We start from the raw sequence: 25,330 nt of genomic DNA on the forward strand, positions 1-25,330 counted from the left end.
ACACAACCGGTGATGAATCAATGGATGCCTCTGTCTACCTCAGGAAAGCTGTTTATGGCCGATGGGCCGTCGCCTGCGCGTTCTTCTTCAACGGCTTTCTCGTCGGCAGCTGGGCGCCGCAAATACCTGTATTCATGACGCGTCTCGGGATCAGCGAATTTACGCTTGGACTTCTCATCCTGGTCTTCGGCGTGGGTGCATTGGCCTCAATGCCCTGGTGCGGCTATCTCATCGGCCGGTTTGGATCGCGCGCTGTCATCAAAGGCTTTGCAGTGTTCTGCTCCTTCTCTCTGTTGCTCGTTGCCCTTGCGCCCAATGAAATTACGGCGGCGCCGGCGCTGTTTCTCTTCGGTGCAGTAATCGGTGGCATGGATGTGGCGATGAATGCCAATGCGGTCGAGGTGGAGAAGAAACTCGCGCGCGCGGTCATGTCGTCATCGCATGGATTCTGGAGTCTTGGCGGTTTTGCCGGCGGCGGCCTTGGCGGCCTGTTGATCGAGGCGCATGGTTACCTCGTTCATGCCGTCGTTGTTACCATCATAGCCAGTGTGATCGGACTTGCGGCTTTCCGCTACATGATCACCGAAGAAACGCCGGTCGTGCCCGAAAAGCACAAGCTGATCTTCCCGACCAATCCGTTGATCTATCTCATCGGTCTGATGGCGCTGTTTTCCATGGTTCCCGAGGGTTCTGTTCTGGATTGGGCCGCGCTCTATCTCCAGCAGGAACGTGGCGCGGATATCGCGACAGCCGGGTTCGCCTTTGCCGCATTCTCCGGCACCATGTCCATCATGCGGTTTCTTGGCGACGGTGTGCGCAATCATTTCGGTGCGGTGAACACGCTGCGATATTCTGCACTAATCGGTGCTTCCGGCATGTTGATTGCCAGTCTCGCACCGACTTCGTGGGTTGCGATCCTCGCGTTTGCATTTTCAGGCCTCGGCATTGCCAATATGGTTCCCATCGCCTTTTCGGCCGCAGGCAATCAAGAGGGTACCTCCTCAGGCGTTGCGCTCAGCATGGTCACTTTGATGGGGTATTCGGGCATACTTGTTGCACCTTCGGCCATCGGTTTCGTTGGTGGCAAGACCGGGTTCGGACCGGTCTACATGGTGCTTGCAGCGCTACTGGTCATAGTCTTCCTGATGGCCAATCTGGCGGCCAGTGCCGACAGAAAGTGATCTCAAGCCCGCCGCGTTGCGACAGCAGGCTTCTTACGCTGCAAGAGGAAGTCGGTAACCCTTCTGCCGGGCTTGTGAGATTTCAGGCCGACATTCATTTCCGGCGCCAATTCGCCAGAAAGGTCGAGCGTGGCCTGTTGGCCGACGGCGTCGAAATGCTCTTCCAGCCAATCCTCCGCGGCGGCGCGTCCCAGATCGCGAAGATATTCGAGGAATGCCCATTCAGCATTGATCTTGGATGAAGCCGAGAGGCCCGCAAGCGCCTCATCGGCATCAATACGGTGCATGCGAATATGGCGATACTCGCCATGCTGAAGCCGTCCAGCATCGATCAGCGAGTTCACGAACGCAATGGAACGCAACTCGCGCAACAGAGCAGCGTTGAACGTGATTTCGTCAATGCGATCGCTAATTTCGCGCGCTGTCTTGGGTGTACCCCGCCGTTCGATCGGGTTGATCTGTATGAGCAGGACATCCTCGCTCTCGCTCGAATAGAAGAACGGATATAGCGCGGGGTTGCCGCCATAGCCGCCGTCCCAATAGGGCTCGCCATCGATCTCCACGGCCTGAAAAATATAGGGAAGGCAGGCAGAAGCCATTATAACGTCAGCATTGAGTTCCGATTGCGAGAAAACCCGAAGCCGCCCGGTTTCGACATTCGTCGCCGAAATGAAGAGTTTGAGTTTCGAACAGGATCGTACCCGCTCGAAATCGATTTCCTTCTCAACGACATCCCGCAGCGGATTGAGATTGAAAGGATTGAACTCATAGGGAGAAAATACGCGGGAAAATTGCTCGAACATGTTGAATCCAAGGCCGTTCTCGACGGACCAATTGCCAAAGAACCTGTCCCATGGTGTACGCTGGACTGGGCTGAATTGGCCGGTACGCCCCACTGCACGCCAGAACTCATGCAGTTTTGCCCGCGCACCCTCTGCGCCATTGTGCGACCAGCCATCGGCTAGCGCCACAGCATTCATCGCGCCTGCGCTGGTGCCGGATATGCCGTCGATCGTTAATCGACCATCTTCAAGGATGCGATCAAGAACGCCCCAGGTGAAGGCGCCGTGCGATCCGCCGCCCTGAAGGGCGATGTTGATCGCCTTGGGTTTGGTACTCATTATGCGGCCGTCCAACCGCCGTCGACGGATATGGACGTTCCGGTGATCTGGGCAGCAGCCTCACTGGCGAGAAACACCACCGTCGCGCCAATCTGATCGACCGTCGCGAATTCCTTTGTCGCCTGCTTGTCGAGCATGACTTCGCGGATGACGGTCTCACGGTCCATGTTATGCGCCTTCATCTGGTCCGGGATCTGTGCTTCGACGAGCGGTGTCAGCACGTAGCCTGGGCAGATGGCATTGCTGGTTATGTGCTTTTCCGCAACTTCCAGCGCTACAGTCTTGGTGAAACCGAGAACGCCGTGCTTGGCTGCGACGTAAGCGGATTTGAATGGCGAGGCTCTCAAGCCATGCGCAGAAGCAATGTTTATGATGCGTCCCCAGCCGGCTTTTTTCATGTAGGGGAGGGCGGCCGCCGTCGTATGAAATGCCGAAGTCAGATTGATCGCAATGATCGCGTCCCACTTTTCAACCGGGAACTCGTCCACAGGCGCAACAAATTGGATGCCGGCATTGTTGACCAATATGTCGGCGCCGCCAAACGTTTCGGCGGCCTTGGCAATCAAGGCCCGGCAATCGGCGCCGTTTGACATGTCTGCCTTGATATAGGCGACACTGACGCCGTGCTTGTCGGCAATTTCCTGGGCGAGCGCATGGTCTTCCGGCCGGTCGGTGAACGAATTGATCACGACATTGTAGCCTGCGGCCGCGAGCGCATGGGCGGAGCCTAGGCCGATGCCGGAATTGGAACCTGTGACGACTGCGGTTTTCTTGGCCATGACAAAGTTTCCTTTGGTCTAATCAATTCTACATCCTGAAAGTGACCGGAATATATTGCATTGCAGCAAAAATGCTAGGCTTGGAGCATGAACACTTTGTCATGCAAGGTTTGCGCCAGGAGAGTAGCATACAGCGAGGTCGCATGGTGTTGACAAACGGCGAGAGCTGCGCCACGTGAACAGCGTATCTGGAGTTTGACGATGTCTGACTATTATTCGCAACCTTTTGCCCGGCGGCCCTCGGTTGGTGTCGACGTGGGCGGAATCATGGTTGGCGGAGGGGCGCCGGTTGTCGTTCAGTCGATGACCAATACCGATACTGCCGATGTGGATGGTACGGTGGCTCAGGTGGCAGCGCTCTCGCATGCGGGCTCGCAGATCGTTCGCATTACGGTAGACCGGGACGAATCCGCGGCGGCAGTACCGAAAATTCGCGAGCGTCTCGACCGTCTTGGCCTTTCGGTCCCTCTCGTCGGCGATTTTCATTATATCGGCCACAAACTTCTCGCCGATCATCCGGCCTGTGCGGAAGCATTGGCGAAGTATCGTATCAACCCGGGCAATGTCGGTTTCAAGGATAAGAAGGATGCGCAATTCGGTGCTATCATCGAAATGGCGATCCGCTACAACAAGCCGGTGCGCATCGGCGTCAACTGGGGCTCGCTCGATCAGGAATTGCTGACGGCGCTGATGGACCAGAACCATGCGGCAGGTGCTCCGCTGACGGCAGAGCAGGTGACGCGTGAAGCGATTGTCCAATCGGCGCTGATTTCGGCGCAGCTTGCTGAAGAAATTGGCCTGCCGCGTTCGAAGATTATTCTGTCTGCAAAGGTCAGCCAGGTTCAGGACCTGATCGCCGTTTATGCCGAGCTTGCACGGCGCTGCGACCATGCACTGCATCTGGGTTTGACCGAGGCGGGCATGGGAACCAAGGGTATCGTGGCTTCGTCGGCTGCGATGGGCATCCTGTTGCAGCAGGGCATCGGCGATACGATCCGAATTTCGCTGACCCCCGAGCCGGGCGGGGATCGTACGCGCGAGGTGCAGGTGGCGCAGGAATTGCTGCAGACCATGGGTTTCCGTCAATTCATACCGATTGTCGCCGCATGCCCAGGGTGCGGACGCACGACATCAACGGTGTTTCAGGAATTGGCGCAGTCGATCCAGAGTGATATCCGCATCAATATGCCGATCTGGCGCGAAAAATATCCAGGCGTCGAGGCACTCAACGTTGCGGTCATGGGCTGCATCGTCAACGGACCCGGCGAATCCAAGATGGCCGATATCGGTATTTCGCTGCCGGGAACCGGTGAAACTCCTTCAGCGCCAGTCTTTGTCGACGGCAGAAAGGTCGCGACGCTGCGTGGTGCTGGCATCGCCCAGGAATTCCAGAAGATGGTAGCCGATTATATCGAGAACCGTTTTGGCCGGGGAGCAGACTCGCACGCGGCGGAATAGCGGCTAGTCTTAGGCTAAGGCTAGCTCTGTCTGTCGGCGATAAAGCGCGCAGCATCCTTTAAGAGCGCGGCCTTTTCGCCGAACGGTGCCAGAAGTTCCTCAGCCTGCGCAACGAGGCCCGCCAACTGGCGTTTGGTCCATTCGATACCATGCAGGGAGACGAGTGTGGCTTTGCCAGCAGCGGCGTCCTTGCCCGTTGCTTTCCCCACATGGCCTGCTTCGGCAGTCACGTCGAGAAGGTCATCGGCGAGCTGGAAGGCAAGGCCAATCGCCGAGCCATATTCCGCCAAACGGTCGCGATCCTTGGTGTCGGCATGACCGATGATAGCGCCTGCCTCACAGGCAAAGCGGATCAGGGCTCCGGTCTTCATCGCCTGAAGGCGGATAATACCCTCCTCGTCCGGTTTGACTTTCTCCGCTTCAAGGTCAAGTGCCTGACCGCCAGTCATACCGCCAACACCCGAGGCACGGGCAAGCGTTGCAATCAGCGCCACTCGGGCTTGTGCATCAAGTTCGGTCTCGTCGCTCGCAATCAGCTCGAACGCATAGGTCAGCAGACTGTCGCCAGCGAGAATGGCTGCCGCCTCATCGAATTTGCGATGCACTGTTGGCTGGCCCCGCCGCAGATCATCATCATCCATGGCGGGCAGATCGTCGTGGACAAGCGAATAGCTGTGAATGCATTCGAGCGCCGCGGCAACGCGCAGGGCGGCCAGATTATCTGCGCCGAACAGGGCAGCGCTTTCCATCACCAGAAAAGGACGCAGGCGTTTGCCGCCGTTCAAAACGCCGTGGCGCATGGCTGCCATCAGGCGTGGCGGGCGACTGATCTCGCCGCTCTGCGTCCGGTCAGACAGCAATTCGGACAGCAGTGTTTCCACCGCACTCGCGCGTTGCTGCAAGGTGATCTGGAACAATGAGAAGCCTTGATCTGTCATCATGATCAGGCAATGAGCGGAAAATTGTCCTCGGGTCAATGGCCCTACTGGGCGGTGATGGTCGATTGATGGCCGAGCCTGTGCGTAGAACATGGAAAATCGCAGAATGAATTCCCTTCTGCGGCGCTTTGCTCTATGTGCAACGGGGAGTTATAGCGCGGACGGGATGTGTGACGAGGGTCTTGGTCAGAAAAAAGCGGGGACGAGGTTATCTGGTTGATCCGGGCAGTTCACCTGTCAGCCGGATCATGCGCTACGTTGTTCTGGCCGGCATCATCCTGATTATGTTGCCCATTATCCTGCTTAGCCTTTACCGGATGCCGTTTATTCACCCGGTTTCTACATTGATGGTGAAAGATCTTGCCACGCTTTCTGGTTATGATCGTCGTTGGGTACCAATCGAGCAGATATCGCCAACGCTTATCAATTCCGTGATGATGTCCGAAGACGCAAGGTTCTGCTTTCACTCGGGTGTTGACTGGGATGCGTTGAACTCCGTCGTTTCCGACGCAATTGATGGCGAACAAACGCGCGGCGCATCAACAATTACGATGCAAACGGCCAAAAACCTGTTTCTCTGGACCAGCCGCTCCTTTATCCGCAAAGGCCTTGAAGTACCGCTGGCGGTCATAACCGACCTCATCCTGCCCAAGCGGCGGCTTATGGAAATCTATTTAAACATCGCCGAATGGGGCCCCGGAATCTACGGCATCGAAGCGGCCGCCCAGCATCATTTCAAGGTCAGCGCTGCCAGACTTTCGCCCCGCCAGGCCGCCTACCTTGCTGTTACGCTTCCCAATCCTATCGTGCGCAATCCCGCAAGGCCGGGACGGGGGATGCAAACTCTCGCGAGGCTCAATGAACGCCGCGCGCGTGGAGCCGGGGCGTACGTTGGATGCGTAAACTAGTATCGAAGAGGTTGAGATTCGGCAGGTCAAAGCTTTTGTGACAAAAAATATGCGACTCCTGCTGGTCAAAAGCTCTCAAGCCGTGTATAGCCCCAGCCGAACTTTCCGGAATTTTGTCCATTGTGACAGGCTCAATCGGGCCAGTGCCGGATTTTGACTGATTACTGGAGCTGGAACAATGGCTGTACCTAAACGAAAAACTTCCCCGTCGAAGCGCGGCATGCGCCGTTCCGCCGACGCGCTGAAGGCACCGACATATGTCGAAGACAAGAATTCTGGCGAATTGCGCCGCCCGCACCACGTCGATCTGAAGACCGGCATGTATCGTGGCCGTCAGGTTCTGACACCGAAAGAAGGCTGATCGATCCCTTTCTTCGAACTAGCGATTAAAAAGACCGGCCTTGTGCCGGCCTTTTTATTTGGACTGCTCTGGCAAGGCGTCCAATTTCCTTGTGAGGAACTCGCGCATTGCCGGGTCTTCGCATAGGCCAATAGCTCGACCGTACGCCGTGCTGGCCTCGTCATTGCGTTGCAGGTGCGAAAGCAAATGTGCCGCCAATGCCCAATAGGACTGATAACTGTTCGCTGTTTCGGCGCAAATAGCCTCAAGTAGCGTCCAGCCAACGGCCGGACCTCGTGCCTCGGCAACTGCAGCTGCCCGGCCAACCAGTGCACCGATCGTTGGTGCATGGACAACCAGACCCTCATAAAGCAATGCGATCTCTCCCCAGTCCGTAAAGCCCGTCTCGATGCGCTGCGCGTGTACCGACTGAATCGCCGCCTCAAGCTGAAAGCGGCCGATACGGCCCTTGCTCGCGGCTGCCTTCAGAAGCAGCTCAGCTTCATCGATCATTGGCCTTGACCAATATGCTGTATCCTGCTCTGAAAGAGGGACGTAAGCGCCAGCAGCATCGCGCCGCGCTTCGTGTCGCGATTCACAATAGAGCATGAGTGCCAGGAGGCCCTTTACTTCGGGCTGTTCCGGCATAAGGCGCATGAGAAGCCGACCAAGATCAATTGCTTCTACTGCGAGCCCTTTGCGACGTGGGTCGGCGCCTGCCACATCATCCCAGCCGCTGCCGTATGCGGCGTAAATCGCCTCAAGTACGGCTTCAAGCCGAACCGGCAGTTCCCTGGCCGTCGGAATCTCGAAAGCGATGCCGGCATCACGGATTTTCCGCTTTGCCCGTGCAAGACGCTGACCCATGGCCGCGGGCTGAACAAGAAGGGCGGACCCTATGCGCGCAGCGTCCAGGCCGAGCAGGGTCTGGAGCATGAGAGGTGTCTGGGCTGTGGCCTCGATGGCCGGATGGGCGCAGACAAAGAGTAGTTTCAGTCGTTCGTCCGGGAATGACACATCGCTGTCCGTCATCGTGGATGCTTCGTCGGCGATCATGAGCAGGGCAGGAACCGCTTGCGACCGCACACGGGCGTGGCGTCTGGCATCGGTCATCCGATGGCGGGCGGCTGTCAACAGCCATGCTTCGGGCTTGTCCGGTACGCCATTGCGCGGCCAGGTTTCCAAAGCCGAGGCGAATGCATCGGCCAAGGCATCTTCTGCTGCGCAGACGTCGCGTGAGCGCGCCGCGAGAAAAGCAATCAGCCGGCCGTAGGAGTCGCGCGCCGCGGCCTCGACAGCACGGCGTGCGTCTAATCGTTCCATCTCAACCTGGCATCTGAATATTGGGCCTCACCTCAACTACGCCGCCTGCTATGGCGGCCGGACAGCGAGCCGCCCAGCCGAGCGCGGTATCAAGATCCGGCACGTTAATGATATAAAAGCCGCCCAATTGCTCCTTGGTGTCGGCATAGGGTCCGTCTTGAACGAGCCGCTCTCCGTTCTGCAGCTTTACAGTCGTCGAGGTATCGGGTGCCTGGAGCCCGGCGCCGGTGACCATTATGCCAGCTTCTCTCAGAACCTGGCTGTAGGCCATCCACCCGGCGCGATAATTTTCCTGCTTGCTGGGGTCAGTGCGTGCTGCGTATGCATCTGCTGTTTCATAGGCCAAAATCGTATAATTCATGGCAGTTCCTTTCGGGTTTAAAGCGCGAAAGACATGCGCTCGATGCAATGACGGCTCATCAGATCGCATTTTGACATGAATTGCAGAAATTGTTTTCAGGAGGCTACTTCAGTTCTATTTCGATGAAAGCATATTCGCCGTCATTGGCGTTGATGACGTCATGTTCGACGCCTTCGGAGCGAAAATACGGTACGCCCTTCTTCATATCGGCAAAGGATTCGCCATCTTTCGTCAAGAGCTTGACCCGGCCGTCCATCAGCGGGACTACAACGTAGTCGTGCGCGTGACGGTGCCAGCCGGTGTTGTCGCCGACGGCGAAACGATATTCAGTGACGATGACCCGGTCATTGTCGATGAAGACTGTCGCTTTGGCCGAACCCGTCATTTCCGATCCCTCGTTCTGGGTGCATCAAGACCTTTTGCGATCCCCGATAGTCTTGGGGAATCGCGCTATGCCATGCTTACCCCTGGCCGCCGTCCGCTACGAAACCTGCGGCTTCAATGCCTGCAATAGCCGCGATTTCATCATTGTCCGACGTATCTCCTGTGATACCGACGGCACCTAATATTTCACCTTTGCCGTTCTTGACGAGAACGCCGCCGGCAACCGGAATGACGTGTCCCCCAGAGGCAGCCACCAGACCCTCGACGAAATGCGGGCGGTCCTTCGCGAACTTTTCAACGGTGCGCGAGCCGGCGCCGATCGTCAGCGCACCGAAGGCTTTGCCAAAGGCAATTTCAAACCGCAACATGGAGGCGCCATCCTGCTTTTGGAACGCCTTGAGGTGGCCGCCGGCATCAAGCACCGCGACCGATAGGGGACGCATGCCGACACCCTTTGCAAGGGCGGCCTTGATGATGGTGTTGGCTTTGGAGAGGGTAATTTGGGCCATAATGTTCTCTCGTATCTTTTCATAGCAACGGCTCCCATCTTGGGAGCCGGCAGCGGTTCAGTTGAAGCTTTGACTATTTGTCGAGAGAGTCGAGCTTACGCTGCATGGCGGCAATTTGCTCTTTGAGCTCGTCCAGCCCGGTGTCCTTCGCGGGCTTCTCGGTTGCGGGAACTTCTTCGGGTTCGGTAGTGCCGGCTGTCTTGCCCAGCGGGAAGGGTGTGAACATGCGCATCGCCTGCTGCAGCATTTCGGTATTGCGTCGAACCTGCTCCTCGACCAGCTTGATCGGCGCGCTGACATTCATCATGTCCATCGGCGTCTTCCCAAAGGCCGCAGTCAGCTGCTCACGCATGCGCTCCTGTTCTTTTGCAAAGGCCAACATGGATTGCTCGAGGAAAGTCGGGAGTACGACCTGCATCTGGTCGCCGTAATAGGCGATCAACTGCCGCAGGAACGGGATTGGCAGCATGTTCTGCCCATCCTTATTCTCCAGTTCAAAGATGATCTGGGTCAGGACTGAGTGGGTAATGTCCTCGCCGCTCTTTGCATCCTGTACGGTAAAATCTTCATTCCGCTTTACCATCTCTGCCAGATCTTCGAGCGTGACATAAGTGCTCGTGCCGGTATTGTAGAGACGCCGGTTGGCATATTTCTTTATGACGACGTCGCCAGTTTTTCCTGCCATTGCTCAACTCCCCAACCTCGTGTCCTTTGCCGAATTTGCGTGCCGGCTTACGGATAGCCCTTGGAGGATAGGGGCAAAGTGCTGCAATTCAAAGTGAATTGTGCAGCGCATCCAACGCGATGCGCCAAGATCAATGCTGCAGTGCAAAAACGGATAATTACGCCTTAGACCTAAATGCCCCTTGTCAAATGATTGCGGGGAGGGAATTCTATTTGGGAGTGTGCTGGGTGAATTCAGCATGACATAATTTGAGGAGACGTCCATGACCCAATCGATCGTCATTGCCAGTGCGGCCCGCACTCCCGTCGGATCGTTCAACGGCGCATTCGCCAATGTTCCGGCACACGAGTTGGGCGCTGCCGTCATCAAGGAAGTACTTAGCCGTGCGGGCGTTGACGCCGCAGACGTCGATGAAGTGATCCTCGGCCAGGTCTTGGGCGCGGGAGAGGGCCAGAACCCGGCGCGTCAGGCCGCTATCGCAGCAGGCATACCACAGGAAGCGACAGCGTGGGGCCTCAATCAGGTTTGTGGCTCAGGCCTGCGCGCGGTTGCGCTTGGCATGCAGCAGATTGTGACCGGAGACGCAAATATCATCGTTGCCGGCGGCCAGGAGTCCATGTCTTTGGCACCGCACTGCGCGCATCTTCGTGGCGGCGTGAAAATGGGCGATTTCAAGCTGATCGACACGATGATCAAGGACGGTCTGACCGACGCATTCCACGGCTATCACATGGGAATCACCGCTGAAAACATCGCCCGCAAATGGCAGCTCACCCGCGAGGAGCAGGATGAGTTTGCACTGCGCTCCCAGAACAAGGCCGAGGCGGCGCAGAAGGCCGGCAAATTCAAGGACGAGATTGTTCCGTTCACGATCAAGACCCGCAAGGGCGACGTCGTGGTTTCAGACGACGAGTATATCCGTCACGGCGCAACGATGGATGCATTGGCCAAACTCAGGCCCGCCTTCGACAAGGACGGCACAGTCACCGCCGGCAACGCGTCCGGACTCAATGACGGTGCTGCCGCGGTGGTCTTGATGAGCGAGGATGAAGCCAAGCGTCGCGGGATCAAGCCTCTGGCGCGGATTGCGTCCTGGGCCACGGCCGGCGTCGACCCGTCGATCATGGGAACTGGACCTATCCCGGCATCGCGGAAGGCATTGGAAAAGGCCGGCTGGAAGGCCGAGGATCTTGACCTTGTCGAGGCGAATGAAGCCTTCGCTGCCCAAGCCTGTGCGGTCAACAAGGATCTGGGCTTCAATCCGGACATTGTCAATGTCAATGGCGGTGCCATCGCTATTGGTCATCCCATCGGCGCGTCTGGTGCCCGCGTTCTCAACACCCTGCTGTTCGAGTTGAAGCGCCGCAACGGCACCAAAGGCCTCGCAACGCTTTGCATCGGTGGTGGTATGGGCGTGGCTCTTTGCGTTGAGCGTACCAAGGATTGATCGTCATTTCGGCCGGCTCAACACCATTTGAGCCGGCGCTCCGGTTCTATTGTTTTTTAGGATCACACTTCGTTTGAGAGAAATCTGTTCAGGGAGGGCACAATGACAAAAACGGCAATCGTGACAGGTGGCACACGCGGTATTGGCGCTGCCATATGCGTGGCACTCAAAGCGGCTGGTTACAAGGTCGCAGCAAATTACGCCGGCAATGATGATGCGGCGAAGAAATTCAGCAAGGAAACCGGAATACCGACCTACAAGTGGGATGTGTCGAATTACGAGGAATGCGCTGCCGGCATCGCCAGGATCGAAGCCGATCTTGGTCCTGTTGGCGTTCTGGTTAACAATGCCGGCATTACCCGGGATGCGATGTTCCACAAGATGACGCCCGGTCAGTGGAACGAAGTGGTCAACACCAATCTGAATGGTCTGTTCAACATGACCCATCCGGTATGGAGCGGCATGCGCGATCGCAAATTCGGGCGGGTGATCAATATTTCCTCCATCAACGGGCAGAAGGGACAGGCAGGGCAGGTCAACTACTCGGCATCGAAGGCTGGCGATATCGGCTTTACCAAGGCCTTGGCGCAGGAAGGTGCGCGCGCCGGAATTACCGTCAACGCGATCTGTCCTGGCTATATCGGGACTGAGATGGTGCGTGCGATCGACGAGAAAGTGCTCAACGAGCGCATCATCCCGCAGATCCCGGTCGGGCGCCTCGGTGAACCTGAGGAAGTGGCGCGCTGTGTTGTATTCCTTGCTTCCGATGATGCAGGCTTCATCACCGGTTCGACGCTTTCAGCCAATGGCGGGCAATATTCGAGCTGATCGAACACGAAATCTGAAGCGGATCTGAAAGACGCCGTGCAGGGAAAATGCGCGGCGTCTTTACGTCTTGTTGATGATGATCTCGTATTTCAAGAGGAGCAGCGCGCCAGGCGAAATGAATCTTGTCCTACGTTCGGGCATTTGATTGCATTGGGTCTTTTCCCGAGGGTAGACACAGCGCTTGGTGAACAAAACAGGAAAGTCCGTTGAGTGCTGATTCGTCGTCGATTCGTTCCGGCTTTGATCGAAATGAAGGCGACGACGATCACGGTTTTGGTTTTCACTTTAACTAACTATAAGTAATTATTACTTTTTTCTTAATATTGGGCTGAGGTCGGTTAATGTGCGGCGGTCAAATTCCTAAAGGTTAATGCGGCACAAAGGAATCTGGCCATGCGCCGAATTCTGATTCAGCATTTAGTGCAACGCGCACTGCGAAAATCTATATATGGCCGTGAACAAATCAGGAATCTTGTCCTAGCGCTGATTCGTAGCTGATTCGTTCTGCTCGCGTTCCATTTCCTAATGGTACACTCCGTGAATCAGTTCGTGATTGTTTATCTGACGCGCCCCGCATACTTTCTGTGCGACGCTGAAAATGCTAGCGGAATGCATGCCCGGCTCGCCCTGCTCGTTTGCTCGCGCCGTTGTGCCGGTATTGGAATGTAGTTGATGAACCTTATGCCCACTCCTGAACTTCCCCTCGTCCTGACGGGCCGTGATGTTACTGCCGTTCTGGGGCCGACCAATACGGGAAAGACGCACCTCGCCATCGAACGGATGCTGGCGCATCATACCGGGACGATCGGCTTGCCACTGCGGCTTTTGGCACGCGAGGTCTATAGCCGTGTTGGCGAGCGGGTCGGACTGGCAAACGTTGCGCTGATTACCGGCGAGGAAAAGATCAATCCGCCGGGTGCCCGCTATGCGGTATGCACAGTTGAAGCCATGCCGCGCCAGACTGACATGGATTTTGTCGCCATTGATGAAGTGCAGCTCGCCAACGATCTTGAGCGCGGCCATATCTTCACTGACCGGATTCTGCACCTTCGCGGCCGCCAGGAGACCTTGTTGCTGGGCGCGGCGACGATGCGTGGAATTCTAGAAAAGTTGCTTCGCGGAATTTCAGTGGTCACAAGGCCCAGATTGTCGAATTTGGCCTACGCAGGATCGAAGAAGATTACACGGCTGCCACCACGCACTGCTGTTGTCGCCTTCGCTGCCGAAGAAGTTTATGCGATCGCCGAACTTATCCGGCGACAGAACGGCGGCGCAGCGGTTGTCATGGGCGCACTGAGCCCACGCACCCGCAATGCGCAGGTCGATCTCTACCAATCGGGCGATGTCGACTATCTTGTTGCGACCGATGCTATCGGTATGGGTCTCAATCTTGATGTCGACCATGTGGCGTTTGCCCAGGACCGAAAGTTTGATGGTTACCAATTTCGGGATCTTTCCCCGGCAGAAATCGGCCAGATTGCCGGACGCGCTGGCCGGCACTTGCGTGACGGAACGTTTGGCGTTACCGGCCAGGTGTCGGGTTTCTCCGACGAACTGGTGCAGCGTGTGGAAACGCACGCGTTTGATTCCGTCAGAATCCTTCAGTGGCGCACGGCCCGTTTCGATTATTCCAGCCTCGACGCGTTGAAGCGATCCATCGATACGCCTGCACCCGTTGAAGGATTGACACGAGCGCTACCTGCAGTCGACCAGCAGGCCCTGGAGTTTCTGTCACGCGATCCCGTTGTGGCGCCGCTTGCCACGACACCGGAGCGTGTTGCCCTGTTGTGGGATACGTGCGCACTGCCCGACTATCGCAAGATCGCGCCGGCGCAGCACGCAGATATTATCGCGTCGATCTATACGGATCTTGCTGAATCGGGACACGTCAATGAAAATTACATGGCCGAAGAAGTGCGCCGAGCCGATTCCACCGACGGCGATATCGATGCGCTGTCGCGGCGCATCGCCCAGATCAGAACCTGGACATTTGTGTCTCACAGGCCCGGATGGCTGGCAGATCAGGCACATTGGCAAGAAAAGACGCGTGAAATTGAGGACAGATTATCAGATGCACTGCATGAACGGTTGACGAAACGCTTCGTAGACCGCAGGACAAGCGTGCTTATGAGGCGCCTGAGAGAGAATACAATGTTAGAAGCCGAAATTAGCCCTGCCGGGGACGTCGTTGTCGAAGGGCACCATGTTGGTCGTTTGGATGGGTTCCGTTTCACTACGGATGCCCAAGTCGATGGAACAGATGCGAAAGCCATCAAGGCCGCTGCACAAAAAGCCTTGGCGACGGAGTTCGAAAGTCGCGCGACGCGCTTTGACGCTTCGGCCAATGGCGACTTTGCGCTGGGCTCCGACGGCACGTTGCGTTGGATCGGCGCTCCTGTCGCTTCGGTCGTTTCCGGCGAACAGCCGCTGAAGCCGCGTGCGGTGCTTCTGGCCGATGAACAATTGACAGGTCCAGCGCGCGACAAGGTGGCGGCGCGGGTCGATCGGTTCCTTGCACACCACATCGAAACTGTGCTGAAGCCGCTTGTTGATCTCGCCAACGCCGATGCGCTTGTCGGCATCACCAAAGGTCTGGCTTTCCAGCTTGTCGAGAATTTCGGCGTCTTGCAGCGCCGTGACGTCGCCGAAGACGTTCGCGGCCTTGATCAGGATTCGCGCGCCGCTCTCCGCCGGCTCGGCGTCCGCTTCGGTGCGTACCATGTGTTCTTGCCGGCGCTGCTTAAACCTGCTCCAGCGGGATTGCTGACGCTTCTGTGGGCGCTCAAGGAAGATGCGAAAGATCGCCCTGGATATGGTGATGTCGTGCAGGTCCTATCTGCCGGGCGCACATCCGTCGTAACGGATCCAAGCTTCGATCCGGCCTTTTATCGATTGGCGGGGTACCGGATTCTGGGACGGCGCGCCGTCCGCATTGATATTCTTGAGCGCTTGGCAGACCTCATCCGCCCGGCACTTGCGTGGAAGCCCGGTACGGGCACCCGGCCGGACGGCGCCTATGATGGCACGCGTTTCGTTGTCACCCCGGCTATGATGTCAATTCTCGGCGCGACCGCTGACGATATGGAAGAGATCCTGAAAAGCCTCGGCTATCGTCAGGAAGCAATTGAAGCCGCGATCGTCGCTGCGAAGCTCTCTGAACTCGATGCAACGTCGGTGCCTGCAGCGCCTCGGGAAAGCAGCGAGGCACCAGAAGCAACCCTCGTTGAGCCAGTTGCTGCTTCCGCACCGGATACCGTCGATGCGGCCAATGCTCCCGTCGAAATACAAGCTACCGAGCCAGTTACCCAAACCAGCGAGCGCGCTGATATTGAGTCGGCTGCGCCAGAAGAGGCACCAAAGCCTGTATTTCTCTGGCGTCAGGCCCGTTTCGAAGGTCGTAACAACCGAGGCAATCAGGAACGGCGCAATCAGCCCCACGGAGGCCAGGTCCGCAATGGCCAGGGGGAGCAACGTGCTGGCCGTCCAGAGCGGAATTCGAACCAGCAGAATGAACAGGGTGACCGCAAGGAACGTTTCCGTGGCAAAGGCAAGCCTGGTGGAGGTGACCGGTTCAAGCAGGATGGCGGGAAGCCCGCAGGCAAGCCGCAGACCCATGCAAAGCGTCCGGAACGGGAGGAGCGTCCGGTCAAGATCGACATGGACTCGCCCTTCGCCAAATTGCTGGCTCTGAAGGAACAGATGAAGAAATAGGATGGCATGAATGCCAGGGGAAGATAAACAGCGCGTCGACAAATGGCTGTTTTTCGCGCGGGTGGTCAAATCCCGCTCCCTGGCGGCAAAGCTTGTAACGGGGGGTGGTGTCCGTATCAATAAAGACAAGGTTGATCAGCCGTCACAGGCTGTGAAACCCGGCGATGTACTGACAGTCACCCTTGATAGACGCATCCTGGTCTACAAAGTTATCTCCCGCGGGACGCGACGTGGCCCCGCTGAGGAGGCGCGAACATTGTACGAAGACATGTCACCGCCGCTCCCACCAAGAGATCCTGCTAGCCGCCTCAATGGATTGCCCGTGCGCGTTACTGGTTCCGGTCGTCCGACAAAACGCGAACGGCGGCAGGTCGACCGGCTTATGCAGGGGGATGACGATCCTTCAGAGAACTAAGCAAGTGCGATTGCGGAAATCGTCAATTGCGTCGAAATAATCTCTAATATTGACCAACCATCTAAAATAATATTTTACGAAATGCGTTAGTAAGGGATGATGATTGCTTGTCGCGCAGGCACCGCAATGCGATGAATGGCGCCGTGCGTATTTGGGTAATGGCCCATGTTCGGGAGTGGCGAAGACAAACTTCGGCGTTTGAACATGATGCGGGCCGCGTTCTGGTGCCGCAGTTTATTTTCCCCCCTTGTCAGCCCGGCGTCAAATCGTTACCTCAACCGCTGACACGCTGATCGTGGTGTCTTCAGGAGCCAGCAAATGACTTATGTTGTGACCGACAATTGCATCCGCTGCAAATATATGGATTGCGTTGAGGTCTGTCCCGTCGATTGTTTTTACGAGGGTGATAACATGCTCGTCATCCATCCGGACGAGTGTATCGACTGCGGTGTTTGTGAGCCTGAATGCCCGGCTGAAGCGATCAAACCCGACACAGAGCCAGGTCTGGACAACTGGCTGCAGATCAATGCCGAATATGCCGAAAAATGGCCAAACATCTCACAGAAGCGCGACGCGCCTGCGGATGCTAAAGAAATGGACGGCGTTGAAGGCAAGTTCGAAAAGTTCTTTTCACCGGAGCCTGGCGAGGGCGACTGAAATATTTCAGGAATTGATGTTTGACCAAGCTTGATTTGCCGCAATCTGCAAGTCTTGCAAAAACACTATTTTGAGCAAGTGCAGCAAAAAGTTGATTCTAATCACTTTTCGTGATATGGATACGGGATATGTTGATCATTGGACGTCAATTTCGTGGCGCTAAAGCATAAATCACCAATCGGCTAGATTTATTTCGGACCTACAGTTCAGGGTATGGTTGTGTGTACGTCCAACCCACTGCTTCGTCCGGATTGCTTTTGCGCGAAAATATTGGCGGCCGACAAACCGGGTTCCGGTGTCCAGTGATTGGTTTAGCCGGTGCGTTTTGCCGGGCGCAGCAAGGAGTTATTAAGCGCATGACAGCAGTTCCGCAGAAAAAAGCCGCCCAGCGTATTGGATTCAAGACGGGCGAATTTATTGTATATCCGGCCCATGGCGTAGGTCAAATCGTCAACATCGAAGAACAGGAAGTTGCAGGTCACAAGCTTGAACTATTTGTTATTGACTTTCAGAAAGACAAAATGCGCTTGAAAGTACCGGTTGCCAAGGCAACCGCCATTGGTATGCGCAAGCTCTCCGAGACTGATTATGTCGATCGCGCTTTGAAGGTTGTACAGGGCCGCGCCCGTATCAAGCGCACCATGTGGTCCCGCCGCGCGCAGGAATATGATGCGAAGATCAATTCAGGCGACTTGATCTCGATTTCGGAAGTCGTCCGTGACCTGTTCCGTGCTGACAATCAGCCGGAGCAGTCCTATTCAGAACGCCAGCTTTATGAAGCCGCGCTCGATCGGATGGCCCGCGAAATTTCCGCCGTTAACAAGATGTCGGAAACGGAAGCTGTCCGTCTGATCGAAGTCAATCTTGCAAAGGGACCGAAGCGTGGCGCCAAGGCTGAGGCTGACGCCGAAGTTGAAGCAGACGCCGTCATTGAAGACGAGCAGGAAGAAGCCGCGTAAGACCGGTCTATCCTACCTTTTAAAAAGCCCGGCATTGCCGGGCTTTTTTGTTGCTTACTCGCTGATGACCTTGACCTTGTCGCCAACGGACACAGTCCCGCCGGGCGGCAATGCATTGATCAGGCGGAAGAGATCGAGCTTGCGATCGGTCCCCATGATCTGATTGGACAGGCTGGTCAATGTATCGCCGGATTTCACCGTGACGACGCGGATGCGGAGGGGCTTGATATTCGCCTTCTCCTGCGGCGTCAGCAAATGAAAACTCTGGATCACCGTCTGCGAGGCGGGCGTCAGCGCAGTGCTGCCTGTCGGAGCCGCCGTCAGGAACCGGTAGATTCGATTGCCGGCGTTGACGACGAATATGTCGAACTCCCAGCGGTCGGCCCGCGCCTTTGCGCTTGCTGCCGGCATGCCGTTGAAGGTTGTTGCTATGACGCTGGCGTCATCAAGACCTGTGACCCAGCCGCTGCGCATGTAATCGGTCATGGATGGATTGCCTGAGACCTGCGTACCGTCAAAGCGGATCGCCACTTCGCCCGGCCCAGTCGCCATGACGGCATCCACGCTGTTATCGATAACGAACCCGTCGGGAACGGTGAAGCTCACGCCGAGCAACGGGTGAACAAAGCTCCGCCCACGGACATAACCCTCCTCTGGCGTGTCGCCATAGAGAAGGCCATCAATGCCCTGCAGGAACGAATCGCGGTCAGTCGTCCCCACACCCGGTGCCCCGATACGGCGGGCGTGGCCGCGCGCAAGTTCGATGCGCTGCGGCGCGGAAGGATGGCTTGCAAGAAAGTCGAGGCTTGCATCGGTCGCACCGGAGACGTTGCGGAAATCCGCATAGGACGCCATGGATTGCAGAAAGCGCGCAGCAGCGAACGGGTCATAACCAGCCTCGCCAATCATCTTGATGCCGATCGCATCGGCCTGCAGTTCCTGATTGCGCGAGAACTGTGCCATGCGCAGCTTGCCGCGGATCAAGGCCTCGCGACCGGCGCTGTCGTCCTGCAGAACTTCCGAGACCACGCGGCCGGCAATCTGCGCTTCCTGCTCGCGCTGCTGGCGTTCGATGCCGTGGTTGGCGATCACGTGGCCCATTTCGTGGGCGATGACGGCGGCAAGCTCGGCACTGTCATTGGCAAGGGCGAGCAGACCGCGGGTCACGTAAAGGTAGCCGCCAGGTAGCGCGAACGCATTGATATTGGGGGAGTTCAAGATCGTGATGCGATAGGTATGCGTCGGGTTATCCGAGACCGTGGTCAAATTGCCGACAACCTTGGCCACCATGCGTTCAAGCTTGGCGTCCTTATATTCGCCGCCGTAGGTCGCGAGAATGCGCGGATGCTGCTCGGCGCTAAGTTTAGCCAATTGGTCGTTCTTGCTGACATTGTCGACCGTAACCGGATTCGACGAGGGGCCGAGCGCATCTTCCTTGGAGACGTTGAGCATCTGGCAACCTGACAAGAAGGCAAGCACAAGCATCCCCGACGCAAGATTCCTGACGCGAGCGGCTGGATGAAACCATCCGTTGCTTGTGGGGGAATTGTGCGTAGCCAGAATCATGTCCTCGTTGTCGTCGCGCGCCAGCAGACTCGTATGTGCCTGTTCTTGCTAGCCCGACAAGCAGCCTTGAGCAAGAAATTCATTGCTTTCTTGAATGTGGCAAGGCGTCGAAAATATGTCATAGCGCAGAGTCTTCTGCGCCGAGGTATTTTCGCAACAGCGAAGGTCCCTTTTGCGACAGCAATTCTTTCGCAGGTCCTGAAGCGACAATTTTGCCGTTTTCGAGAAAGAACAGCGTCGAGGGCAAACGCAATGCATCTTCCGGATGATGTGTAACCATCACCACCGTCATGCCGGTTTCCTCTTGCAGATTGCCGACGAGGTCAAGCATTTCCTGCCGCAGCGCCGGTCCGAGTGAAGCGAAGGCCTCATCGAGCAGAAGTACCGGGCGATTGCGCACAAGAGCCCTGGCGATCGCCACGCGCTGGCGCTCGCCGCCGGATAGCGCCTCGGGCTTTCGTTTTTCCTTGCCGCCAAGACCGACTTTCTGGATCGCCTCGTGGATTTGTACCCATTGAGCGCGGCTCAACTTGAGATCCGGCCTGCTGCCAAGTCCGACATTTTCGGCGACATCGAGATGCGCAAAGAGATTGTTGTCCTGAAAAACCATGGAGATCGGGCGCATGGAAGGCGCGACGTGGGTCACGTCTATGCCGTCGATCAATATCGTGCCAGCCTTGGCCGTTTCGAACCCGGCAATGAGATTGAGCAGCGTCGACTTTCCGGATCCGCTCGGTCCGATGATGGCAGCTATAGTCGACCGTTCAATGGCGAGATCGAAACGCATCGCCATGTCGCCAAAGTCGAAATCGACCGCAGCAAGGCGGATAGAGGCGCCCCCGTTCGCTGGCGATCTGGAAGGTCTAACCATTGTTTCCAACCTCTTTCCTCGCCAGGCTGTTAGCGCCCCTGTCGGCTACTATCATCAGAAGCAGACACAGAGTACCGAGGATGAGTGCGAGGCCGGCCGCGTCTTCCGTGCGATAGCTCCCCATACGTTGCAACAGTAGAAATGGCAGGGTCTGGACCGAATTGTTGCCGAAAAGGGCGATGGTGCCAAGGTCGCCCAGCGACAGCGCCATTGCAAACGCAAAGGCAACGCCTAAGGGTCGCTTGAGGAAAGGCCAATCAATAAGCCGGAGCCGGTTCCAGCCGGCAATGCCAAGCTGCGCGCAGAGCCGGTTCTGCCGGCTTGCTGCGGTATCCCATGATGGACGAAGAATGCGAAAGGCGAAGGGTATCGCCATCGCTGCGTTGACACTCACGACCATGATGGGTGCCAGGCTGAACGGGTCCACAAAATGATGGGAGAGGATGAACCAGCCCGCGCCGATGACGATGGGCGGAACAACGATGATCAGGCTCGCGCCGAGGTCCAGCGAGCGCTCGAACATTTTGGGCGATTCGTAGCGGCGCTCACTGGCCAGACATTCCCGGGCCATCACCAGCGCCAGCGAAATAACCAGCGAAAGTGTGGCGGCAGCGGCGCCAAGGATCAGGCTGGTTGAAATTGCCTGCCAGACCGTGCGTTCGATGAAAAGTCGCGGAAGATCAGCGGCAAGGCCCGAAACCACCGTTCCGGCCATGGGCAATCCGACGAACAGTAGGCCAAGAAGGATGATCGTGCCGTTCGAGAGCTTCGTTCTCAGGGATGGCCGGTCAAAACGGCGCGTGGTCGTCCGCAGGCTGAACCCTTCCGCCGCGGGCCTTCCGGTCAGATTCAATACGAGCAGAACGGCGACCGTCAGGCATAGCTGCACCAGCGTCAGGGATACGGCGCGCGCAACGTCGAAGTCGAAATGCAAAGACTGGTAAATCGCAACTTCCAGGGTCGTGGCTCGCGGCCCGCCGCCGAGCGTCAAGACAATGGTGAAGGACGTAATGCAAAGCATGAAGATTAGGCCAGCGATGCCGGAGAGACTGCGCAGGATCACCGGCCATTCGATGAGTCGGAAACGCGCCCAGCCGCTCATGCCCAATTGTGACGACAGTTTCCAGTAGTCTTCCGGGATGGAATCGAGACCGGAAAGAATGAGCCGCGTCGCCAGGGGCAGATTGAAAAACACGTGGACAATGAGAATGCCGGTCAGACCATAGATGTTGGGAACGACATCAATGCCTAAGCCCCTGAAAACGGCGGCTACCCCCCCATTTCGCCCATAAATGCTGGTAACGCCGAGAACAGCGACAAGCGCGGGCAAGGCCAGTGGCAGGGCAAAGAGCCGCAAGATCATGGCGCGACCGGGAAAATCCGGATGCGCATGCAGAGCGCGAGCAAGCGGAATGGCAAACGCTACCGAAAGCAGCATGGAAAGGAGCGCCTGCAGGAGGGTGAATCGCGCTATCCGCCACAGGTAGCTATCGAAGGTGGCAAAACCCTCCGCGCTGGCGCGCAATGCCTCGATCGTAAGACTGAGCAATGCGCCGCCCGCAAGCACAACCAAGAAGGCGAGGGCAAGCGCCCCCGCCAATGGTTTCATTGAGCGGACAGCTGCCACGACCTTACAAACTCATGGCCGCAAGCCATTCGTCGATCCAGGCTTTCCGATTCTTCGCTACTTCCTCAGACGGAAAGATCAAAGTCTTTGCCGGCTTCACCAGTGTCTCGAAAGCTGGATTGAGTGGCGTACCTGTTTTGGCAGCAGGGAACATCCAGTTGTTTTCCGGGATCGTGTCCTGGAACGCCGGACTGGTCATGAAAGTCAGGAATTGCGCCGATAGCGGATTCTTGGCCCCATTCACGGTTTGCCCGGCCACTTCGATCTGCAGGTAATGGCCTTCTTTAAACGAAGCGGCCTTGTAGCGCTCGGTCTTTTCGGCGATCTGATGGTAGGCGGGCGAGGTTGTGTACGAAAGGACAAGGGGCGCTTCGCCCTTGGTGAACAGACCATAGGCTTCAGACCAGCCGGGGGTTACCGTCAACACCCGATCCTTCAGCTTGCTCCAGGCCTCGCCGGCCTTGTCGCCATAGACCGATTTCACCCACAGCAGCAGACCCAGCCCCGGCGTCGAGGTGCGCGGATCCTCGATGGCGATCTTTTGCTTTGGATCTCCTTCAATCAGGTCCTTCAGGCTCGATGGCGGATTCTTCAGCTTTTCCGTGTCATACACCACGGCGAAGTAGCCATAATCATAAGGCACGAACAGATCGTCCTTGTAGCCGCCAGGAATGCTGACCGCGCCGGTATCGATGCCGTGCGGCGCAAAGAGGCCGGTTTCGGCGGCTTCAAACGTGAGGTTCGTGTCGAGGCCGAGGACGACGTCAGCCTTGGTTGACGCGCCTTCAAGCTTTAACCGGTTGAGCAGGGCAACGCCGTCGGTCACGGCAATGAAATCGACTGTGCAACTGCACTGCTTTTCGAACGCGTCCTTTACCTTGGGACCTGGACCCCATTCCGCGGCGAAACTCTCGTAGGTGTATACCGTCAGTTTGCCGTCGGCTTTAGCCGGAGCTGCAAGGCCGAGTGCCATAGCGCCGGCGAAAATTGCTGATATCACGCGTGTGTTGAGTGGTCGCATCGGCGCCTCCTGTAGGTTTCGAATTCAAAAGGATTGGTGCGCCGGCTTTCCTGCCGCGTCTAATCCCTCCGCCGGTACGAACCGGATCAGGTTCCGCGGGTTGGCAGGATTTCTCCGAGAGCCTCTCAGCCTTTCCTGTGTAGGACTGGCACCCCGTTAGAGCGCTGCAAAGATTAGAGATAAAGCGGCAGCCGCGCAAGCAGGGTTACGTTGCCGGCTCAATGAAATACTTCCCCCTTGCCACGCCCGCTTTCGCGTCTGGCCATTGAGTGGTCGGGAAGACGGGCGCTCGTCAAAGCGCGTCTTTGTAGTGAAATATGCGATCCGAAGGCCGCCCGTCCGGCGACTTTATCCCGTCTGTTGCGCTTGGGAGGCCTCGGCTACCCAAGGAGTGCCATTTGCGGCACTCCATGCGTCACCTACTCGCCCCTTAAAGTGCTCGTCCAGCACGCGCCGGTCGTCCCGGGGGCAAAACCCCTCTCTTGGATTTTCTAGGGATTTAGCTGCGCTAACCCCAAGAAAATCCTTTCTCCCAGTCAAGGGGGAGATGAGAGCGGCGCATTGCTTATGATATCCTTATGTCTTGGTGCATTCTTCCAGCTCGAATGCTGATTTCGGTACCGCTAGTTTCACGCCCGAAACCTCCCGATGACGGATCGGTTTCATGTGAAAGGATCAGCCATGTTTCGTGGTCAAGGATTTCAGTACTCAACTGTCAGAGTTCAATCGGACGCTTCACGCAAGCCAAAGGATGCAATCCTGTTGCGTCGCAGAAAGCAGAAAGCGTTTCCTGCGATCTCGCCAAGCCTCGTTCTGGTCATTGGCGCTACCGTTGCTGGTATTGCTGTCATGACGATTGGCCTGCTCGGATAGTTGCCATGCCCATCAAAGCTATGCGGAAGACCCGTCGCATGCTATGGGCGATTCATGAGCAAATTCGTTATTCTTCTCGGTGGAACCGTCCATGTCACTGACCGTCTCCGGCAACTTGTAGCGGGAGCTCGCGTTCTTGCTGCTGACGGCGGGATCGCCCATGCCGAATCACTTGGCCTTGTGCCGGAGCTCTGGCTTGGCGATTTCGATTCGACCTCGCCTGAACTTGACGAGCAGTATGCAGATGTGCCGCGGGTCGTTTTTCCGGCGGCGAAAGACATGACTGATGGCGAGCTTGCGCTGAACGAAGCCTGGCGGCTCGGTGCGACAGAGGTCATTCTGTGCGGAGCTTTTGGCGGTTTGCGAACCGACCACACGCTGCTTCACCTGACGATGGCAACCGCTCAGGCAGCCGAAGGACGCAAACTCATTCTGTCCAGCGGCGCCGAGGAAGCACATCCTCTGGTTGCCGGCGCTTACGAGTTTGATTTTGCAGATGGAACCCTGTTCAGCATTGTTGCATTTACGCCATTGGAGGGACTTTCTATCGAAGGTGCGCGCTGGCCGCTAGAAAATATGGAACTTTCCTTCGGTTCATCGCTTACAGTATCGAATGCCGTGTGTGGATCCCTCCACGTATCGCTCCATTCGGGTAAAGCAATCCTGATTGCGGCGCCGCAAACTGCTCAACGCTTGTAAAACAAAGCGGAAAGTGTAATTGTTGCGGCACAGCATTGGGGACGCAAGCTGGTGAGTTTGGTTTTTGAACGGGAGAGGTCTTCCATGTTGAAAAGTTTGTCTACGATTGCAGTTGCCGGACTTTTGGCACTTTCGGTTGCAGGTTGTACAACCAGTGATCAACGTGTCGCCGGTTATGGCGTTGGCGGTGCTGCATTGGGTGCATTGGCTGGTGGTGCAATCAATGGTGGCAAAGGCGCGCTTGCTGGTGCGGCAATTGGTGGTGCCTCCGGTGCCCTCGTTGGTGCCGCAACCAACCCGCGCCCCAGCGGCTACTGCACTTATCAAAATCGCTATGGCGAGCGTTACAGGGCTCCTTGCCGTTATTAACATTCAATATCAAGAGTATGACAAACAGGCCGGAACTTCCGGCCTGTTTTCTTTTTGAGCCGCAGTTCTGTTGGAAAGTCGTGTGAAAACGAGCGGGAACGATCTTTCTTCTGCCGCATTACAAAAGCAGCATTGAGTTCTTGATATTGTTAAGTGAGAGGATTTTGTAATGAAATTTCGTCTAACCGCCGTAGCGGTATGTGCGCTTCTGGCAGTTTCTGTTGCCGGTTGTGCAACGAGTGAACAGAATCAACGCGCTGGGACGGGCGCCTTGATTGGTGGTGGCATTGGTGCCCTTGC

24 protein-coding genes and 1 riboswitch are annotated in these 25,330 nt (G+C 56.8%); of the genes, 12 read left to right on the top strand and 12 right to left on the bottom strand.

The features are described from left to right. Positions 1-20: 20 nt before the first annotated feature. Positions 21-1,181 (top strand): MFS transporter, encoded by a 1,161-nt coding sequence (locus AAAC48_RS04400; RefSeq protein WP_340653004.1) that lies wholly within the window; start codon positions 21-23, stop codon positions 1,179-1,181. 2 nt (positions 1,182-1,183) lie between these two features. On the opposite strand, the gene AAAC48_RS04405 is transcribed toward AAAC48_RS04400, so the two are convergent. Both AAAC48_RS04405 and AAAC48_RS04410 read right to left on the bottom strand, forming a co-directional pair. Beyond that, entirely contained in the window at positions 1,184-2,302 is a 1,119-nt protein-coding gene (locus AAAC48_RS04405) for a patatin-like phospholipase family protein (protein ID WP_340653005.1), read from the bottom strand. After that, entirely contained in the window at positions 2,302-3,081 is a 780-nt protein-coding gene (locus AAAC48_RS04410; RefSeq protein WP_340653006.1) for a 3-hydroxybutyrate dehydrogenase, read from the bottom strand. Before AAAC48_RS04410 ends, AAAC48_RS04405 begins: the two co-directional genes overlap by 1 nt. Positions 3,082-3,267: 186 nt before the next feature. On the opposite strand from AAAC48_RS04410, the gene ispG reads away from it, so the two are divergent. Then, positions 3,268-4,539, top strand: coding sequence for a flavodoxin-dependent (E)-4-hydroxy-3-methylbut-2-enyl-diphosphate synthase (gene ispG / locus AAAC48_RS04415; protein WP_340653025.1), 1,272 nt, complete (start codon positions 3,268-3,270; stop codon positions 4,537-4,539). Between the two features lie 20 nt (positions 4,540-4,559). On the opposite strand, the gene AAAC48_RS04420 is transcribed toward ispG, so the two are convergent. Next, on the bottom strand, positions 4,560-5,477 hold the full coding sequence (locus AAAC48_RS04420; protein WP_340653026.1) for a polyprenyl synthetase family protein: 918 nt from the start codon (positions 5,475-5,477) through the stop codon (positions 4,560-4,562). A gap of 248 nt (positions 5,478-5,725) precedes the next feature. Here AAAC48_RS04420 and mtgA point away from each other — a divergent pair, with 248 nt between their 5' ends. Together mtgA and rpmF are read left to right on the top strand one after the other, a co-directional pair. Beyond that, on the top strand, positions 5,726-6,385 hold the full coding sequence (mtgA, locus tag AAAC48_RS04425; protein ID WP_340653027.1) for a monofunctional biosynthetic peptidoglycan transglycosylase: 660 nt from the start codon (positions 5,726-5,728) through the stop codon (positions 6,383-6,385). A 178-nt stretch (positions 6,386-6,563) separates the two neighbouring features. Then, entirely contained in the window at positions 6,564-6,746 is a 183-nt protein-coding gene (gene rpmF, locus AAAC48_RS04430) for a 50S ribosomal protein L32 (protein ID WP_008121851.1), read from the top strand. A 54-nt stretch (positions 6,747-6,800) separates the two neighbouring features. Here rpmF and AAAC48_RS04435 read toward each other — a convergent pair whose 3' ends face one another. The 5 genes from AAAC48_RS04435 to phaR form a co-directional block, all read right to left on the bottom strand. Next, positions 6,801-8,048 (bottom strand): DUF6596 domain-containing protein, encoded by a 1,248-nt coding sequence (locus AAAC48_RS04435; RefSeq protein WP_340653007.1) that lies wholly within the window; start codon positions 8,046-8,048, stop codon positions 6,801-6,803. A 1-nt stretch (position 8,049) separates the two neighbouring features. Then, positions 8,050-8,409 (bottom strand): YciI family protein, encoded by a 360-nt coding sequence (locus tag AAAC48_RS04440; RefSeq protein WP_340653008.1) that lies wholly within the window; start codon positions 8,407-8,409, stop codon positions 8,050-8,052. Positions 8,410-8,512: 103 nt separating this feature from the next. Continuing rightward, on the bottom strand, positions 8,513-8,794 hold the full coding sequence (locus AAAC48_RS04445; protein WP_340653009.1) for a cupin domain-containing protein: 282 nt from the start codon (positions 8,792-8,794) through the stop codon (positions 8,513-8,515). A 76-nt stretch (positions 8,795-8,870) separates the two neighbouring features. Further along, positions 8,871-9,302, bottom strand: a complete 432-nt coding sequence (locus tag AAAC48_RS04450; RefSeq protein ID WP_340653010.1) for a heme-binding protein — start codon at positions 9,300-9,302, stop codon at positions 8,871-8,873. 73 nt (positions 9,303-9,375) lie between these two features. Then, positions 9,376-9,987: a polyhydroxyalkanoate synthesis repressor PhaR gene (phaR, locus tag AAAC48_RS04455; protein ID WP_340653011.1), complete on the bottom strand. Its 612-nt coding sequence runs from the start codon at positions 9,985-9,987 to the stop codon at positions 9,376-9,378. Positions 9,988-10,249: 262 nt separating this feature from the next. Here phaR and AAAC48_RS04460 point away from each other — a divergent pair, with 262 nt between their 5' ends. The 6 genes from AAAC48_RS04460 (at position 10,250) to AAAC48_RS04485 (ending at position 18,004) form a co-directional block, all read left to right on the top strand. Further along, positions 10,250-11,434 carry an acetyl-CoA C-acetyltransferase gene (locus AAAC48_RS04460; RefSeq protein WP_340653012.1) on the top strand — a complete coding sequence of 395 codons (1,185 nt, stop codon included), beginning with the start codon at positions 10,250-10,252 and terminating at the stop codon, positions 11,432-11,434. A 102-nt stretch (positions 11,435-11,536) separates the two neighbouring features. Next, positions 11,537-12,262 (top strand): beta-ketoacyl-ACP reductase, encoded by a 726-nt coding sequence (locus AAAC48_RS04465; protein WP_340653013.1) that lies wholly within the window; start codon positions 11,537-11,539, stop codon positions 12,260-12,262. A 672-nt stretch (positions 12,263-12,934) separates the two neighbouring features. Further along, positions 12,935-15,973, top strand: coding sequence for a helicase-related protein (locus tag AAAC48_RS04470; protein WP_340653014.1), 3,039 nt, complete (start codon positions 12,935-12,937; stop codon positions 15,971-15,973). Positions 15,974-15,983: 10 nt separating this feature from the next. Then, entirely contained in the window at positions 15,984-16,388 is a 405-nt protein-coding gene (locus tag AAAC48_RS04475) for an RNA-binding S4 domain-containing protein (RefSeq protein WP_340653015.1), read from the top strand. Positions 16,389-16,706: 318 nt separating this feature from the next. After that, positions 16,707-17,045: a ferredoxin FdxA gene (fdxA, locus tag AAAC48_RS04480; protein WP_340653016.1), complete on the top strand. Its 339-nt coding sequence runs from the start codon at positions 16,707-16,709 to the stop codon at positions 17,043-17,045. Positions 17,046-17,401: 356 nt separating this feature from the next. Next, positions 17,402-18,004, top strand: coding sequence for a CarD family transcriptional regulator (locus tag AAAC48_RS04485; RefSeq protein ID WP_340653017.1), 603 nt, complete (start codon positions 17,402-17,404; stop codon positions 18,002-18,004). Between the two features lie 54 nt (positions 18,005-18,058). On the opposite strand, the gene AAAC48_RS04490 is transcribed toward AAAC48_RS04485, so the two are convergent. The 4 genes from AAAC48_RS04490 to thiB all read right to left on the bottom strand — a co-directional run bounded on the left by AAAC48_RS04490 (position 18,059) and on the right by thiB (position 23,089). Next, on the bottom strand, positions 18,059-19,489 hold the full coding sequence (locus AAAC48_RS04490; protein WP_340653018.1) for a M48 family metalloprotease: 1,431 nt from the start codon (positions 19,487-19,489) through the stop codon (positions 18,059-18,061). Positions 19,490-19,688: 199 nt separating this feature from the next. Beyond that, positions 19,689-20,441 carry a thiamine ABC transporter ATP-binding protein gene (thiQ, locus tag AAAC48_RS04495; RefSeq protein ID WP_340653019.1) on the bottom strand — a complete coding sequence of 251 codons (753 nt, stop codon included), beginning with the start codon at positions 20,439-20,441 and terminating at the stop codon, positions 19,689-19,691. Continuing rightward, positions 20,434-22,050, bottom strand: coding sequence for a thiamine/thiamine pyrophosphate ABC transporter permease (gene thiP / locus AAAC48_RS04500; protein WP_340653020.1), 1,617 nt, complete (start codon positions 22,048-22,050; stop codon positions 20,434-20,436). The genes thiQ and thiP overlap by 8 nt, the downstream gene beginning before the upstream one ends. A 22-nt stretch (positions 22,051-22,072) precedes the next feature. Next, positions 22,073-23,089, bottom strand: a complete 1,017-nt coding sequence (gene thiB / locus AAAC48_RS04505) for a thiamine ABC transporter substrate binding subunit (protein ID WP_340653021.1) — start codon at positions 23,087-23,089, stop codon at positions 22,073-22,075. Positions 23,090-23,135: 46 nt separating this feature from the next. After that, positions 23,136-23,255, bottom strand: a riboswitch (TPP riboswitch). A 761-nt stretch (positions 23,256-24,016) separates the two neighbouring features. Here thiB and AAAC48_RS04510 point away from each other — a divergent pair. Both AAAC48_RS04510 and AAAC48_RS04515 read left to right on the top strand, forming a co-directional pair. Next, positions 24,017-24,661, top strand: a complete 645-nt coding sequence (locus tag AAAC48_RS04510) for a thiamine diphosphokinase (RefSeq protein ID WP_340653022.1) — start codon at positions 24,017-24,019, stop codon at positions 24,659-24,661. A gap of 84 nt (positions 24,662-24,745) precedes the next feature. Further along, entirely contained in the window at positions 24,746-25,030 is a 285-nt protein-coding gene (locus AAAC48_RS04515) for a hypothetical protein (RefSeq protein WP_340653023.1), read from the top strand. The last annotated feature ends 300 nt before the right edge of the window (positions 25,031-25,330 follow it).

Origin of the sequence: Phyllobacterium sp. (assembly GCF_037994405.1) — a bacterium.
Lineage (GTDB): Bacteria > Pseudomonadota > Alphaproteobacteria > Rhizobiales > Rhizobiaceae > Phyllobacterium.

Excerpts from the sequence above, each read along its gene's own strand:
- AAAC48_RS04460 (WP_340653012.1), top strand. The coding sequence starts at position 10,250 with ATGACCCAATCGATCGTCATTGCCAGTGCGGCCCGCACTCCCGTCGGA.
- thiQ (WP_340653019.1), bottom strand. The coding sequence starts at position 20,441 with ATGGTTAGACCTTCCAGATCGCCAGCGAACGGGGGCGCCTCTATCCGC.
- AAAC48_RS04435 (WP_340653007.1), bottom strand. The coding sequence starts at position 8,048 with ATGGAACGATTAGACGCACGCCGTGCTGTCGAGGCCGCGGCGCGCGAC.
- AAAC48_RS04490 (WP_340653018.1), bottom strand. The coding sequence starts at position 19,489 with ATGCTTGTGCTTGCCTTCTTGTCAGGTTGCCAGATGCTCAACGTCTCC.
- thiP (WP_340653020.1), bottom strand. The coding sequence starts at position 22,050 with ATGAAACCATTGGCGGGGGCGCTTGCCCTCGCCTTCTTGGTTGTGCTT.
- AAAC48_RS04405 (WP_340653005.1), bottom strand. The coding sequence starts at position 2,302 with ATGAGTACCAAACCCAAGGCGATCAACATCGCCCTTCAGGGCGGCGGA.
- AAAC48_RS04440 (WP_340653008.1), bottom strand. The coding sequence starts at position 8,409 with ATGAATTATACGATTTTGGCCTATGAAACAGCAGATGCATACGCAGCA.
- phaR (WP_340653011.1), bottom strand. The coding sequence starts at position 9,987 with ATGGCAGGAAAAACTGGCGACGTCGTCATAAAGAAATATGCCAACCGG.
- fdxA (WP_340653016.1), top strand. The coding sequence starts at position 16,707 with ATGACTTATGTTGTGACCGACAATTGCATCCGCTGCAAATATATGGAT.
- AAAC48_RS04470 (WP_340653014.1), top strand. The coding sequence starts at position 12,935 with ATGAACCTTATGCCCACTCCTGAACTTCCCCTCGTCCTGACGGGCCGT.
- thiB (WP_340653021.1), bottom strand. The coding sequence starts at position 23,089 with ATGCGACCACTCAACACACGCGTGATATCAGCAATTTTCGCCGGCGCT.
- AAAC48_RS04445 (WP_340653009.1), bottom strand. The coding sequence starts at position 8,794 with ATGACGGGTTCGGCCAAAGCGACAGTCTTCATCGACAATGACCGGGTC.
- AAAC48_RS04510 (WP_340653022.1), top strand. The coding sequence starts at position 24,017 with ATGAGCAAATTCGTTATTCTTCTCGGTGGAACCGTCCATGTCACTGAC.
- AAAC48_RS04450 (WP_340653010.1), bottom strand. The coding sequence starts at position 9,302 with ATGGCCCAAATTACCCTCTCCAAAGCCAACACCATCATCAAGGCCGCC.
- AAAC48_RS04420 (WP_340653026.1), bottom strand. The coding sequence starts at position 5,477 with ATGACAGATCAAGGCTTCTCATTGTTCCAGATCACCTTGCAGCAACGC.
- AAAC48_RS04400 (WP_340653004.1), top strand. The coding sequence starts at position 21 with ATGGATGCCTCTGTCTACCTCAGGAAAGCTGTTTATGGCCGATGGGCC.
- AAAC48_RS04410 (WP_340653006.1), bottom strand. The coding sequence starts at position 3,081 with ATGGCCAAGAAAACCGCAGTCGTCACAGGTTCCAATTCCGGCATCGGC.
- AAAC48_RS04465 (WP_340653013.1), top strand. The coding sequence starts at position 11,537 with ATGACAAAAACGGCAATCGTGACAGGTGGCACACGCGGTATTGGCGCT.
- AAAC48_RS04485 (WP_340653017.1), top strand. The coding sequence starts at position 17,402 with ATGACAGCAGTTCCGCAGAAAAAAGCCGCCCAGCGTATTGGATTCAAG.
- mtgA (WP_340653027.1), top strand. The coding sequence starts at position 5,726 with ATGCGCTACGTTGTTCTGGCCGGCATCATCCTGATTATGTTGCCCATT.
- AAAC48_RS04515 (WP_340653023.1), top strand. The coding sequence starts at position 24,746 with ATGTTGAAAAGTTTGTCTACGATTGCAGTTGCCGGACTTTTGGCACTT.
- rpmF (WP_008121851.1), top strand. The coding sequence starts at position 6,564 with ATGGCTGTACCTAAACGAAAAACTTCCCCGTCGAAGCGCGGCATGCGC.
- AAAC48_RS04475 (WP_340653015.1), top strand. The coding sequence starts at position 15,984 with ATGCCAGGGGAAGATAAACAGCGCGTCGACAAATGGCTGTTTTTCGCG.